Origin of the sequence: Sinorhizobium fredii USDA 257, from assembly GCF_000265205.3 — a bacterium.
In the GTDB taxonomy this organism is placed as follows: Bacteria; Pseudomonadota; Alphaproteobacteria; order Rhizobiales; family Rhizobiaceae; genus Sinorhizobium; species Sinorhizobium fredii_B.
Genome location: NC_018000.1, coordinates 4344886 through 4358397 on the forward strand (window position 1 = coordinate 4344886; position 13512 = coordinate 4358397).

10 protein-coding genes and 1 pseudogene are annotated in these 13512 nt (G+C 62.1%); 3 read left to right on the forward strand and 8 right to left on the reverse strand.

Going from position 1 to position 13512, the window contains the following annotated elements; all coding sequences use genetic code 11:
* Nucleotides 1–93 precede the first annotated feature (93 nt).
* From bigR to USDA257_RS20305, 6 genes and pseudogenes are all read right to left on the reverse strand, one after another.
* The gene (gene bigR / locus USDA257_RS20280; protein ID WP_014764836.1) at nucleotides 94–441 is read right to left on the reverse strand and encodes a sulfite-sensing transcriptional repressor BigR; all 348 of its coding nucleotides are present in this window, start codon (nucleotides 439–441) and stop codon (nucleotides 94–96) included.
* Between the two features lie 12 nt (nucleotides 442–453).
* Nucleotides 454–1344: an MBL fold metallo-hydrolase gene (locus USDA257_RS20285; RefSeq protein ID WP_014764837.1), complete on the reverse strand. Its 891-nt coding sequence runs from the start codon at nucleotides 1342–1344 to the stop codon at nucleotides 454–456.
* Nucleotides 1345–1484: 140 nt separating this feature from the next.
* Nucleotides 1485–2350: pseudogene (locus USDA257_RS20290) on the reverse strand (sulfite exporter TauE/SafE family protein).
* A gap of 195 nt (nucleotides 2351–2545) precedes the next feature.
* The gene (locus USDA257_RS20295; RefSeq protein WP_041414459.1) at nucleotides 2546–3772 is read right to left on the reverse strand and encodes an extensin-like domain-containing protein; all 1227 of its coding nucleotides are present in this window, start codon (nucleotides 3770–3772) and stop codon (nucleotides 2546–2548) included.
* A 206-nt stretch (nucleotides 3773–3978) separates the two neighbouring features.
* Nucleotides 3979–4521, reverse strand: a complete 543-nt coding sequence (locus tag USDA257_RS20300) for a Kazal-type serine protease inhibitor family protein (RefSeq protein ID WP_014764839.1) — start codon at nucleotides 4519–4521, stop codon at nucleotides 3979–3981.
* A 210-nt stretch (nucleotides 4522–4731) separates the two neighbouring features.
* Nucleotides 4732–6540: a methyl-accepting chemotaxis protein gene (locus USDA257_RS20305; RefSeq protein WP_014764840.1), complete on the reverse strand. Its 1809-nt coding sequence runs from the start codon at nucleotides 6538–6540 to the stop codon at nucleotides 4732–4734.
* 202 nt (nucleotides 6541–6742) lie between these two features.
* Here USDA257_RS20305 and USDA257_RS20310 point away from each other — a divergent pair, with 202 nt between their 5' ends.
* A complete protein-coding gene (locus tag USDA257_RS20310; RefSeq protein WP_014764841.1) occupies nucleotides 6743–7129 on the forward strand; it encodes an acyl-CoA thioesterase in 387 nt (128 codons plus the stop codon).
* A gap of 115 nt (nucleotides 7130–7244) precedes the next feature.
* Here USDA257_RS20310 and USDA257_RS20315 read toward each other — a convergent pair whose 3' ends face one another.
* Complete coding sequence (locus USDA257_RS20315) at nucleotides 7245–7598, reverse strand: DMT family protein (RefSeq protein ID WP_014764842.1); 354 nt, start codon at nucleotides 7596–7598, stop codon at nucleotides 7245–7247.
* A gap of 241 nt (nucleotides 7599–7839) precedes the next feature.
* Here USDA257_RS20315 and uvrB point away from each other — a divergent pair, with 241 nt between their 5' ends.
* A complete protein-coding gene (gene uvrB / locus USDA257_RS20320) occupies nucleotides 7840–10872 on the forward strand; it encodes an excinuclease ABC subunit UvrB (RefSeq protein ID WP_041415466.1) in 3033 nt (1010 codons plus the stop codon).
* Between the two features lie 799 nt (nucleotides 10873–11671).
* Nucleotides 11672–12076, forward strand: a complete 405-nt coding sequence (locus USDA257_RS20325; protein WP_041415467.1) for a hypothetical protein — start codon at nucleotides 11672–11674, stop codon at nucleotides 12074–12076.
* Nucleotides 12077–12391: 315 nt separating this feature from the next.
* Here the strand turns inward: USDA257_RS20325 and USDA257_RS20330 are convergent, their stop codons facing one another.
* Complete coding sequence (locus tag USDA257_RS20330) at nucleotides 12392–12979, reverse strand: J domain-containing protein (RefSeq protein ID WP_041415469.1); 588 nt, start codon at nucleotides 12977–12979, stop codon at nucleotides 12392–12394.
* Nucleotides 12980–13512 lie beyond the last annotated feature (533 nt).

Consider the following 13512-nt stretch of genomic DNA (forward strand, 5'->3'; position numbering starts at 1 on the left):
GCCGCGCAAATTTAAAGGTGACGCTCCGTCAAATGATATCCGGGGCAGCGACGCTGAGAGGCCCGACGCCACCGCCGCGCTCCAAAAGGGCGATCATGGGCTGCCATCCCCGCCAGCATCTCCCTGGTGGCAGAAGATCTCATAAAGCGCCATGATCAGCCGCTCGGCTTTGTCATCCGCCAGCCGATAGAAGATTTGTTTGGCGTCGCGGCGCGTTGCGACGATGCCCGCTTCCCGCAGTACGGTCAGTTGCTGCGACAAGGTCGGCTGGTGGATGCCGAGCGTCTCCTCCAACTGGCCCACCGAGTACTCGCCTTCGACAAGCGTGCAGGCGATTATCAGCCGGTTCTGGTTTGCGAGCGTCTTGAGCAACGCCGCGGCTTCGCCCGTCCGCTCGCCCATGTGCGGGCGGACGTTTCGGAATTTCGTCAGCGTTCGCATCTCCATCTCCTTTCAGCCCCATGCCGCTCCCTTGAGCGCATTGAGCGGAAATTTCAGATAGCGCGCGCCATTGGCCTCCGGATCCGGCAAGCGACCGCCGCGAATATTGACCTGCAATGCGTGCAGGATCAGCTTCGGCATCGGCAGAGATCGGTCGCGTGCCTCCCGCAGTTGAACGAACTGATCCTCAGTGACGCCAGCAATATGCGTATTACAGCGCTTCTCCTCGCCCACGGTACTTTCCCAGCGCGGCTCGCGGCCTTCCGGTCGGTAATCGTGACCGGTGAAAACCCGGGTTTCGTCCGGCAGCGCAAGAATCTCGGCGATAGAGCGCCACAGCTGACGTGCGTCGCCTCCGGGGAAATCCGCCCGGGCCGTCCCGCTGTCGGGCATGAAGATCGTGTCGTGGACAAAGGCCGCGTCGTCGAAGATAAAGGTCACGGAAGCAAGGGTATGGCCTGGCGAATAGAGCACCCGTCCTTCGATCGATCCGAGATGCAAACGCTCGCCCCCTTCAAACAGGCGGTCCCATTGCGAACCGTCCACAGCAAGCTCCGGCCAATTATAGATCGCCTTCCAAAGCTTCTGGACGCGCACCACTTCGGAGCCAATGCCGGTCGGCGCGCCGGTACGTTCCTTGAGATAGGCCGCGGCCGAGAAATGGTCCGCATGCGGATGGGTGTCGAGTATCCATTCGACCGTCAGGCCATTCCGGCCCACATATTCGAGGATCAGGTCCGCCTGCTCGGTTGCCGTCGTACCCGATTTCTCATCGAAATCGAGCACCGGGTCGATGATGGCGCAATGCTTTGTCAGCGGATCGGAAACGACGTACTGGATGCTTCCCGTGCGACACTCATAAAAGCCTTTGACGTCCGGCTTTGCAGTTGCAGCTGCACACATCGTTGCCCCCATTTCATCAAAATACAATTAAATATAATGTAATCGTTCGGCCGAACAAGTGACCCAGGACGACGTCAATCTCGCGTCGCGCGTTCAAGAGCTCGGAGAAGCGGATTATCGCACAGGCGCGATACGGAGGGTCACCCAATTTCGGGTTGCCGGCGATGCCATGATGCGGGCCCGCTTATCCCGGGCCAGCCGTAGAGGCTGTAAAGGAAGCGCAAGGCTATCAAGGTCATGAAAATACCGAATACCGCCTCGAGCTGCCTTCTGTCCATCGCATGGGCAAGACGAACGCCGAGCGGCGCCACCAGCAACGAGACCGGAATGATCAAGGCAACTGCGATCCAGTTGACGAAGCCGGTCGAGAGCGGCGGTAGACCCGGCTCGCCCCAGCCCGCCCAGATGTAGCCGAACAGTCCGGGGATCGAAATCAGCACGCCGACGCCGGAGGATGTCGCGATCGCCTGATGGATGGGCCCGTTGTAAAGCGTCATGAATGTATTGTTGAGCACGCCGACGCCGACACCCATCAGCCCGGACAAGATGCCGATCACCGCCGACCAGCCACTTGACCGGATTCTTCGGAAGCTCCGTGCCGAGGCGCCAGGTCGCGCGGTTGAAGATCATCCGCAACGCGACCGCGAACGCAATGACAGCGAAGATCAGCCGCAAGGTCTCGCTGCTGACATAGGCCGCGATCACGGTAGCGAGGATGGCGCCGAGCGGAATGGCAAGGATCCAATTGCGCAACAAGGCCGTGTCAGCGCCGGTAGTGCAACAGGAAGGAGCGCACCGAGGTGGGGACGATGATCGCCGTCGAGGTGCCCACCGAAAGATGCATCCGCACCGCGTCGTCGACACCAAGAATCCCAAAGACCTGAAAGAAAACCGGTACGAGGATGGCACCGCCGCCGACGCCGAAGAGGCCCGCAAGCACGCCGGATACGACGCCGGCCGCGGCCAGCGCCAGGGCAAACATCATCAGTTCCGAGAGCGGCGGCATGGAAAAATCCGATCGTGCTGAAGGCCGGCAGCGGATGTGGATGAGTGCCATCACTGTCATGAAACGGTGATGGATTTCAATCACCTTCAAACGGCGCGGAGCGGCCCCGCTCTCGTGATTTGCACGCCGGAGCCTCCCCTATGCTCCGGCGTTTTGGCCGGCCCCCGCCGGCCTCTTTTTTTGTGTCGCCGACCGCTAATCGCAATGCCGGTAGCCGGATTTACGCGTCCGCAGATCAAAGTGGAAATGGTCCTTGTGGAACGGATCGCTGCCGGGGCCGAGCACGGTGTGGAAATACTTGCAGCTATCGGCGCGCACGGCCTTTAACAGCCCGCGCTCCCGGAAGGCGAAGAAGCCCTTCCGGCGCACGTCGATCTCCTTGCCGTTCTTCAAGACGAATTTGCCGACGTCGATGGCATTGCCGCGCGCATGTTCCGACATTGGATTGCCGCGGCGCGAGTTCATCGTCCGGCAGGAATAGCCGCCGAGCGGCTTGATCGTCTTGACGCCGGACCAGTAGCGGTAGCGCGAAGACGGCGCGAGTTCGTACTTCACCCACTTGGCAAACGCTTCGGTCACTTGGCAATTGAGCTTCACCGCAGGCTTGACGGCAATGTTGCCCGAAAGGCCGCTGATCTCGACCGGATAGTCGATGCCGCAAGACGGTCCGTTATAAATGCGCGGCACATCGCGGAAGATGACGCCGAGCCTCTTCAGTCGCTGGCGGCAGGCGATCTCCGAGCGAGGCATTTCGCCTGTATATTCGGGCGCCGAGAGAGGATTGCGGGCGCGCGGCAGGAAGGCGACCTGCTGCGGCTCCTCGGCACGCCGACCGGCCCGCTGCGGCGTGACGTGTCGCGCCCTCGACGGCTCTTCGGGCGAGATCTGTTCCGGCGTCAGCGGCGGCAGATCGGGATCGTAGCCCGGAGATGCTTCCGCTGCGGGCGCAAGCTCGGCGGAGCCGCCGAGCTGACGCACATTGTCCTCGCCGATACCGCCGACAACCGGCTGAGTGGCGTTGCCTTCGGCAATGTCACCGGCCTGCTCCTGCGCCAGGCCGACGACCGGCTCGACGCCGAGCATTGCATCCATATTGACGCCTTCGGGCGGAACCGACATTGGGCCGGCGCTTGCGACTTGCGTTTCAGCCGTATCCGGCTGGCTGTCGATCATCGGCAGACTGCCCTGCGGCTCGGCAGCGCCAGCGGCCCCGTCACTGAGGGTCGATACCGGCCCTTCCGACGGATAGGCGGCGGCCGCCTGTTCCGGTTTGGTTACGACGCGGCTCGGCCTGATGGCGCCGACACGGGAGGCGCCGTCGACCCTGGTCGGCGGCGAAAGTGCGTCAGTGCTGCAGGCCACAAGCGGGATGGACAGCAGCAGCGCCGTCAACGGTCGATGGAGAAGAGAAACATACGCCATACCAATTGCCGCCTTCGTCCATGACAAAGCCACGACTTTGTCGGTCCATCGCCCGCCCGCAATCAAAACGTGGCGCCCCGCTATGTCGCCAAGCGGGCAAGCGGCCGAGAAAGACGGGTTCAGGCCGTACTATATGCAAACGTGGTAAATGAAGCGTTTGCTCGACACCAAAAGTGGCGCGAGTCCTGCCTCGGGTCGCGGTCTCCTCAACCGCACTCGCCGCGATGGACAATGCGGAAACCAGCGGCGCCGGCTTCGCAGGCATTTGGAAAGGTCGAGAGCCGCCCGCCGCGCTGGCCGCAGACGGGAGCATATTCCCGCGTGCAAAACTGCTGGGGCGGCGCGGGATCTTCGCTGCGCCGGCATTCGCCCGACCCGATCACCCGGAATCCGTCGGCGCGCGCCTCACAGGCATTCGGAAATGATCGCCTCAGCCTGCCGCGCTCGCCGCAGACCGGTGCGAATTCGCGGGTGCAGGCCTGCTCCAGCGGCGGACGGAAATCCGGCCGGCATTCGCCCCGGTGAAGGACGCGAAAGCCGTCGGCGCGCGCGTTGCAGGCATTGGGGAAGGTTCTGAGGCGGTTGCCGCGTTCGCCGCAGACCGGCGCGAATTCCATCGTACACATTTGCGGCGGACGGACCGGCGCGGGCCCAGGTTCGTCGACGACGACCGTGCAGGCGGAAAGAAAGCCGATCACCATCAAGATCGAAGCGGACGGCCGCGAGATGAAAAGCCTGAGTAGCGACATGGAAATCCTCCGCGATCATCTTTGCCTCGAGCGAACTGCAACGGCCGCCCTCTCCCGAGCGTGATCTCACCTGCAATGGACGGTGCCGTCAAGTTCCGCGAACCGGATCCCCTTCATGCAACTGGGGATGGATAGAATAATGTCGAAACAAAGAACCCGCGCTCTTTCGAACGCGGGCCAGTCTGGCAATTGGTCTTCTATTTTGTTGTGTCAGGCCGCCCGATCATAGGCGGCTTGCCCGTCCCGCAGGCGGAACCTCTCGAGCAGCGACTTCAACTCGCGGCTCTCCTGGGCCAGCACCTGGCTCGCGGCGGTTGTTTCCTCGACCATGGCCGCGTTCTGCTGCGTCATCTGGTCCATGCTGTTGACGGCAGTGTTCACCTCCTGGAGACCCGTCGCCTGTTCGCGAGCCGCGGTGGCGATCGAGGCGACCTGTTCGTTCACTTGGTTGACGAGGGCCTCGATCTCCTTGAGGGCGTCACCCGTGGAGCGAACGAGCTCGACGCCCGCGCCGACTTCCTTGACCGACGTGCCGATAAGACCCTTGATTTCCTTCGCTGCCCCGGCCGACCGTTGCGCAAGCTCGCGAACTTCCTGGGCGACGACCGCAAAACCGCGCCCCGCCTCGCCCGCCCGCGCCGCTTCCACGCCGGCGTTCAGCGCCAGCAGGTTGGTCTGGAAGGCGATCTCGTCGATGACGCCGATGATCTGGCTGATGCGGCTCGAGGAATCCTCGATCCGCCCCATGGCATCGATCGCGTTACGGACGATGCCGCCGGATTTCGCCGCACTCGCCTTGGTCTCGTTGACCATGTCGCGCGCCTCGACGGCGCGATCCGAGGCGTGACGCACGGTCGAGGTAATCTCGTCGAGCGCCGCGGCCGTTTCTTCCAGGGCGGCCGCCTGCTGTTCCGTCCGCCGCGCCAGATTGTTCGCCGCCTCGGAAATATCGCCGGCACTGCCATGCACGATCTCGGTCGATTGCGAGATCGCCCCGATGGCATCCCGAAGCGCGGCAACGGCAGCATTGAAGTCATGCTTGAGCTTGCCGTATTCCGGCGCGATCCGCCCGACCTCGGCCGTGAGATCGCCGCTTGCCAGCCGCTCGAGAGCGGCGCCAAGTGTTTCCATCGCCTCGGCTTGGGCGGCGGCGGTCGAGCGCTGCAGTTCTTCATTGCCGCGCCGCTCGGCGTTCAGCCGATCCTGCTGCTCGACTTCGCGCGAGCGCAGTTCCAAGCGCTCCTTCACGGAATCCCGCAGTACCATAAGTACCTTGGCCATCTGGCCGATCTCGTCGGCACGGTCCGTTTCCGGAATTTCCGAGGAAACGTCCTCGTCGGCGATCGCCTGCATGGAGACCTTCAGTTTCTCAACCGGCCGCACCACGCTGCGGACGATCGCCAGTGCCGCCAGCAGGATCGCCAGCGCCGCCGCTGCAAGAATGCCGCCCACCTGCCAGGCGCGCTCGCGGAACATGGCCGCCAGATCGTCGGCATAGACGCCGGTGCCGACAACCCAGCCCCAAGGCTTGAAGCCTGCCACATGCGAATATTTCAGCACCGGTTCCTCGGCACCGGGCTTCGGCCAGTAGTAGTCGACGAAGCCCCTGCCCTGGGCCTGCACCGTCTTGACGAATTCGACGAACAGGAACTTCCCGTTGGGATCCTTGTTCTGGGAAAGATCCTTGCCGTCCAGTTCCGGCTTGATCGGATGCATCACCATCGTCGGATGCATGTCGTTGACCCAGAAGTAGCCACTGTCCTGGTAGCGCATCGCCTTGATCGCTTCCAAGGCACGTTTCTGCGCCTCCTCGCGTGAAAGCGTTCCGGCCTGTTCCTGCTTGTGATAGGCCTCGAACACCGTAACGGCGTTGTCGTTCATCGCCGAAAGCATCGCCTTACGCTCGGCGACGAGCTTGTCCTGCGCCTGGACCAGGCCGAAGGTCAGCGCCCCCGCCATCACCAACAACGCAAATGCCACCAGCGCGTAAAGCCGCGCCGAAATCCGAAATCGTCTCATCCCAGCCTCCCTTTCAGTGGCTTGCAGGATAAAGGGAGGAATTTGCGAAGCTCCTAACAAAGATTCGCTAGATTTTACGATTCAGGATTAACTTTTCGGCAACCAAGGCGCGTGCCGGAGAGGATGCGAGATTTGGTGCTGGCCTCTTTTTCGGATACCCGCCATAGACTAAACCTTTTGTCGGCAACGGGGGAGAAGCCGCATGAATGCAGTGATCAAGCCGAATGGCGAGCTAACCTTGCGCACCCTGGCGATGCCCGGCGATGCCAATGCCGCCGGCGACATATTTGGCGGATGGGTGATGGCGCAGATGGACCTTTCCTGCGGCATCCGCGCCGCCGAACGTGCCAGGGGCCGCGTCGTCACCGCCGCCGTCAAGGAAATGGCCTTCGCTTTGCCGGTCAAGATCGGCGACACGCTGTGCATCTATACGGATATCGTCAAGGTCGGACGCACCTCGATGACCCTCAAGGTTGAGGCCTGGGCGCAGCGCTATCTCTCGCATGTGATGGAGAAGGTTACCGACGCCATTTTCGTGATGGTGGCGCTCGACAGTACCGGGAAGCCGACGCCCGTGCCGGCGGAATAGCCATGGACGAGCCCGCGCCGGATCCGGCAATCTTTTCCTAGCGCCTTGCTCTACCAGTTTACCTGGATGGCGGGAGAAGGTCGCGGCAGCGGGATGAGGGGCAATTCATCCGCCCTCAGCCCTTGAAAATGAACGAGGCGCCGAGCGCGATCAGCGCGAAACCGACGAGTTGATGCCAGCCGATCGGCTCCTTCAGCCAGAAGATCGAAAAGAGGACGAAGATGGTGAGCGTGATCACCTCCTGCATCGTCTTCAACTGCGCCGCCGAATAGACGGAATGGCCGATGCGGTTGGCGGGTACCGCCAGCCAATATTCGAAGAAAGCGATGCCCCAGCTGGCGGCGATGACGATATAGAGTGGCGAGGACGTGAACTTCAGGTGACCGTACCAGGCGAAGGTCATGAAGACATTGGAGGCGAGCAGCAGCAGCACCGGCCAGACATAGGCGGGATTGACGGCAAAGGGCATTGGGACCTCGGGAGGACGCGAATCGGTGACCGAGGATGATCCGGCCGCCGTCCTCCTCGCAAGCGTCTTCGCCGTATCCGGAGCGGATGTGCCCTGCTTTTTCCGCACGATTTCTCGCGACCAGCAGCTGCCACATGCTGTCGGCTCTACGCCACCGTCCTCGAAAAATCCATCCGCTTCGTTTCCCTTTTGTACTCCTTCCCCCTTGGCTTTCGGCCTGACTCTGTCCATATTCCCCGCCATGGCCCAGAAACCGAAAAAATCCCCGAAAAATTCGTCCACACCCAGCGGTTTCGAGGAAGCCCCGCAGGCGCCGCTTTCCGGCACGCCGCTGTCCGGCAACGTCTCCGACTGGGTGAAGCAGCTCGAGGCTGAGGCGGAGGCGTCGACCTTCGAGAGCCAGCGCGAGGTCGCTTCGAAGGCGGGCAAGCACCGCAAGAAGGTCGAGATTGCCGCATCGAAAGCGACCTCGGACGGTGAAGAGAGATCGGCCGAAGGCCGCAAGCCCGAACGGGCGTCCGAGCTGACGCGAGGCCCCCGCGGAGCGAAGGCGCAACGCGCCGACAGCGCGAGCGGAAAGACGATCAGCGGCAAGACCGCACGCGGCACCTCGATGGGCGGCAGCCACGACCCGAAGACGCGTGCTGCCGCCGGGCTCAACCCGGTCGCCGGCCTCGATGTAGCGCTCGAGGATGCCGACAAGCTGACGACGGGCTCCGGCGTCACCGCCACGGTCGATGTATTGGCGAAGCTCATCGAGAGCGGCAATCCGCTGTTCAAGGACGGTAAGCTCTGGACGCCGCACCGGCCTGCCCGACCGGAAAAGTCCGAAGGCGGCATCGCCATCCGCATGCAATCGGACTACGAGCCCGCAGGCGACCAGCCGACCGCGATCGCCGATCTCGTCGACGGTCTCACCACCGGCGAGCGCAACCAGGTGCTGCTCGGCGTCACTGGCTCCGGCAAAACCTTCACCATGGCCAAGGTGATCGAGGCGACGCAGCGTCCGGCCGTCATCCTGGCGCCGAATAAGACGCTCGCCGCCCAGCTCTATTCCGAGTTCAAGAACTTCTTCCCGGAAAACGCCGTCGAGTATTTCGTCTCCTACTACGACTACTATCAGCCGGAAGCCTATGTGCCGCGCTCCGACACCTATATCGAGAAGGAATCCTCGATCAACGAGCAGATCGACCGGATGCGCCACTCGGCGACGCGCTCGCTGCTCGAACGCGACGACGTCATCATCGTCGCCTCGGTCTCCTGCATCTACGGTATCGGCTCGGTCGAGACCTACACGGCGATGACCTTTCAGATGAATGTCGGCGACCGGCTGGACCAGCGGCAATTGCTCGCCGATCTGGTGGCGCAGCAATACAAGCGCCGCGACATGGATTTCCAGCGCGGCTCCTTCCGGGTGCGCGGCGACACGATCGAGATCTTCCCGGCCCACCTGGAGGATGCCGCCTGGCGCATCTCGATGTTCGGCGACGAGATCGACGCGATCACCGAGTTCGATCCGCTGACCGGCCAGAAGACCGGCGACCTGAAATCGGTGAAGATCTACGCCAACTCGCACTATGTGACGCCGCGGCCGACGCTGAACGCCGCCACGAAGGCGATCAAGGAGGAGCTGGCGCAACGCCTGGTCGAACTGGAGCGCGCCGGCCGCCTGCTGGAGGCGCAGCGCCTCGAGCAGCGCACCCGCTACGACCTCGAAATGCTCGAGGCCACCGGCTCCTGCCAGGGCATCGAGAACTATTCGCGCTACTTGACCGGCCGCAGGCCCGGCGAACCGCCACCGACGCTGTTCGAATATATTCCCGACAATGCGCTGATCTTCATCGACGAAAGCCACGTCACCATTCCGCAGATCGGCGGCATGTATCGCGGCGACTTCCGCCGCAAGGCGACGCTGGCCGAATACGGCTTCCGCCTGCCCTCCTGCATGGACAACCGGCCGCTGCGCTTCGAGGAATGGGACGCGATGCGACCCGACACGATCGCCGTCTCGGCGACGCCCGGCGGTTGGGAGATGGAGCAGTCCGGCGGCGTCTTCGCCGAGCAGGTGATCCGCCCGACCGGCCTGATCGACCCCCCGGTCGAGGTGCGCTCCGCCAAGACGCAGGTCGACGATGTGCTGGGGGAAATTCGCGAGACCGCCGCCGCCGGCTACCGCACGCTGGTCACGGTGCTGACCAAGCGCATGGCCGAGGACCTCACCGAATATCTGCACGAGCAGGGCGTCCGGGTGCGCTACATGCACTCCGACATCGACACGCTGGAGCGCATCGAGATCATCCGTGATCTCCGCCTCGGCGCCTTCGACGTACTGGTCGGCATCAACCTGCTGCGCGAGGGCCTCGACATTCCCGAATGCGGCTTCGTCGCCATTCTCGACGCCGACAAGGAAGGCTTCCTGCGCTCGGAAACCTCGCTCATCCAGACGATCGGCCGCGCCGCCCGCAATGTCGACGGCAAGGTCATCCTCTATGCCGACACGATCACCGGCTCGATGAGCCGGGCGATGGAGGAAACCGCCCGCCGTCGCGAGAAACAGATGGCCTACAACCTCGAGAACGGCATCACGCCGGAATCGGTGAAGGCGAGGATCTCCGATATCCTCGATTCGGTCTACGAGCGCGACCACGTCCGTGCCGACATCTCCGGCGTCTCCGGCAAGGGCTTTGCGGATGGCGGCCACCTCGTCGGCAACAATCTGCAGGCGCATCTCAATGCGCTGGAAAAACAGATGCGCGATGCCGCCGCCGACCTCGACTTCGAAACCGCCGCGCGGCTGCGCGACGAGATCAAACGCCTCAAGGCCGCCGAACTCGCGGTCCTCGACGATCCGATGGCAAGAGAAGAGGCGAAGTCGCAAGAGAGCGGGAAGCGGGGTACGAAGAGCGCCCCCAGCCCGAGCTCTCCTGTTGCGGGGGAGATGTCCGGCAGGACGGAGGGGGGTACCTCGTCCACCGGCTACTTCCAGAAACCCTCCCTCGACGACATGGGCCCGGGCACCGACACCGAGCGCCCGCTCTTCCGCAAGCCGGATCTCGACGAAATGGGCCGCAAGTCGGAAGGGCAATCGCTGTTCAGGAAAAACACCCTCAACGAGATGACCGTCGGGCGGACCGAGAAGCCCATCACTGGCCACGTTCCGGAAAAGCCGATCCTCACCCGCGCCAAACCCGGCATCGGCTCCTATGAGGACCAAGCGGACGAGAAGCGGCAGAAGGGCCGAACGAAAGGAAAAACGGGGCGGCCGGGGCGGTAGTGGATCGATGGACTCGATTTTCACGAACCCATTTTTCACTACATTTACGGAAAAACCTCCCCAGACTAATAGAAGTCTCGTTCAGCCGAGTCTTGGGGGTACTTACAACGCGCTCGCACGCATACGTGTAGATATACACGGCAGCAGCCTGATCGTAGCCGACGAGTAGGTTCTCAATTGTGTCAACTTAAGCCATCACATCAGCAAGAGTATCGTTGCGTCGAACCTTAAATGAATGGGCCACTTCGCCCCTTTTTTGCGCCAGAATTATGCATCGCCTGCATTAGCACAACGTCAGTATTTTCTGGATCAACCCCAATGGGAAGCTGGCCATTACGCATTGTCACGGATTAATGCCTTTCCCGCTCCAAATCTCGCATCCCGCTGCAGCCAAGAAGCAACCGATTACTACGCTAATGCTACACCTAGGGATATATGGCTATTTGCATCAACTGTCATCTGGAGAGCACGCTTTTCCCTATATGGACAATCCGCTTTGACATGCCGGCTCTAACACAAACTGAGCGAAAACTCGACTCACCATAAGGTAGCTGGAGCTTGCCTAGACACTCGCGCTAGTCAGGGGGATGCCCCTCCTCCTCCGCCGCCCGACCGATCGATCGGCACACAAGCGCAACGTGAGAAGACGTGTACTCACGCGCTACACCCTATCATTTTCCAGGTCAATTTACGCGCCCACCCCGTTTTCCCGTCCTCACGCAGCCAAAAACCCTAACTTTATAGGGAACATTCCCGCAAATTGCGAATTTCAGTGCCATCTAATTTAGGGAGAACGAAGATGCGCATCTTGGAGACATTTTTAACGAGCACCGGCCTGGCGCTGGTTTCGGCTGGATTTATTGCATCGGCCCCGGTTCCGGCACAAAGCCAGGATGGTCCCATCCTTATGGCTCAACAGTGCAGCCCCCTTACAGACGCGAACTTTGCGGCTTGCTGCGCGGCGGAGAACCGAACCGACATCCTCACGTCCGCGCAGATCGCGCAATGTCCGCCTTTGGCCACGGCAGTAATCACGCCCACCAATCCGTTCTCAACGACTAACGCCGGCGGCGGCGGCAATGACGGCGGCAATGACGGCGGTGGCGGCGGCCAAGATCACGGCCAGGGCGGGCAGGATCGGGGCCAGGGCGGCCAGGATCGGAACAGGGACAACCGAGACCCCGGACCGGGTAACCAGGATTAAGGCAAGTGAACCCAGGATCTGGACGAAACCATTAGCGTAGTTTCGACGAGCGTATCCCAGCGCTCGCTGCCAATGACCTATAAACTAGTCGCGCCGGCTCACCCAACCGGCGCGACCAAAACCCTCCCCTCGGATTGGGAGAAGCAAAGCCACAGCTCCTCCCGTCCTGCCGGTCCCGCCGGAAATGAAGGATCCGGCCCTTTTTCGCCCGCTCGTTTGCTCTAGTCTTGGCTATGCTTGGCGCCGACCGCTGCCGTTCCGCCAGTGGAAGCTGACAAAGGGACCGCGGCGTCACGATTCCTCAGAATGCTTGGACTACTCCGCCGCCCGTGCCTCCACCTGAAGCGGCTCCATCTCATACGAATAGCCTTCCAGCATCGCATAAGCCTCCTCGATGATCTCGATCTGCGCTTCGGCATTCTTGATCGCGTCGCTGATCGACTGGCTGCGGGCGCGCAGCATCGAGCCGAGCACGTCGGTGTCCGGCCGCCGGCCGAGACGGTCCAGGTGCTTGCGGACGCGCGAGCGGTGGCGTTCGAGTTCGAGGATATGGAAGCGGGTCTTGACGATGTCGTCGGAGAGCTTGCGCCGCATCGCCGCCACCGGGTCGAAGCTGCCGGGCTCGCGCAGGTCGAGAATGAAATCGTTGACGAGTGTCTCCAACATCATCAGGCCCTTGAGCTGCTTGGGATCGACGAGCTGCGGATCGTAGCCGGTGTCGTCATAGACTTTGCGGCGCACCGGATCCTTCAGAAGATCATAGGCCGCCTGCAGCTTGCCGAACTGCTCGGCATCGCCGCCGCGGTCCGGATGGGCTGTCTTCACCGCCCGGCGATAGGCCGCCCGGATCGCCCGCTCGTCGGCGTCGCGCTCAATTCCAAGGAGGGCATAGGGATCGATCACGGCCACCTGCTTTCGTCGACTTGCAATTTTCTGTCCGGTTCAGACCTACCGGTTCGCTGTGCCAGCAGCAAGTCCAGTGGATGCGAGAAGACGCGCCACGCTCAGCCCAGCGTCGAGACGAAATTGTGGTCGAAACGAGGCAATCCACGACATTTGTCCGTCACTTCGACTTCCAGAAACACCGGACATAGCACGGCCTTGCGCGGACACTGCGACAGCCGGAACTCTTCGCTTGCCTTTTCCCCGAAATACTGCCACTCCTAACCCCGTTCGGGCGATTTCAATCCCGGAGACTGGACTTTCGTTTGAGCCCGGCCAAGACCGGGACTGCCGCAAGCGGCATCGTAGACGTCTTTTCCCCGAATCGTGACCACTCGACGCCTTTCAGCACCCTACATGGTTCCCTGGATCGGGACCAATTAGGGAGACGCTGAAGACGACATGTTCGTTTCCTTTTAGGGGCACGAACACACTACCTCAAGCAGCCAAGGCGTGCTATTGAAGCGCTGGGTTGCGGCAAAGACAGACTGAAG

Excerpts from the sequence above, each read along its gene's own strand:
- bigR (WP_014764836.1), bottom strand. The coding sequence starts at position 441 with ATGCGAACGCTGACGAAATTCCGAAACGTCCGCCCGCACATGGGCGAG.
- USDA257_RS20285 (WP_014764837.1), bottom strand. The coding sequence starts at position 1,344 with ATGTGTGCAGCTGCAACTGCAAAGCCGGACGTCAAAGGCTTTTATGAG.
- USDA257_RS20295 (WP_041414459.1), bottom strand. The coding sequence starts at position 3,772 with ATGGCGTATGTTTCTCTTCTCCATCGACCGTTGACGGCGCTGCTGCTG.
- USDA257_RS20300 (WP_014764839.1), bottom strand. The coding sequence starts at position 4,521 with ATGTCGCTACTCAGGCTTTTCATCTCGCGGCCGTCCGCTTCGATCTTG.
- USDA257_RS20305 (WP_014764840.1), bottom strand. The coding sequence starts at position 6,540 with ATGAGACGATTTCGGATTTCGGCGCGGCTTTACGCGCTGGTGGCATTT.
- USDA257_RS20310 (WP_014764841.1), top strand. The coding sequence starts at position 6,743 with ATGAATGCAGTGATCAAGCCGAATGGCGAGCTAACCTTGCGCACCCTG.
- USDA257_RS20315 (WP_014764842.1), bottom strand. The coding sequence starts at position 7,598 with ATGCCCTTTGCCGTCAATCCCGCCTATGTCTGGCCGGTGCTGCTGCTG.
- uvrB (WP_041415466.1), top strand. The coding sequence starts at position 7,840 with ATGGCCCAGAAACCGAAAAAATCCCCGAAAAATTCGTCCACACCCAGC.
- USDA257_RS20325 (WP_041415467.1), top strand. The coding sequence starts at position 11,672 with ATGCGCATCTTGGAGACATTTTTAACGAGCACCGGCCTGGCGCTGGTT.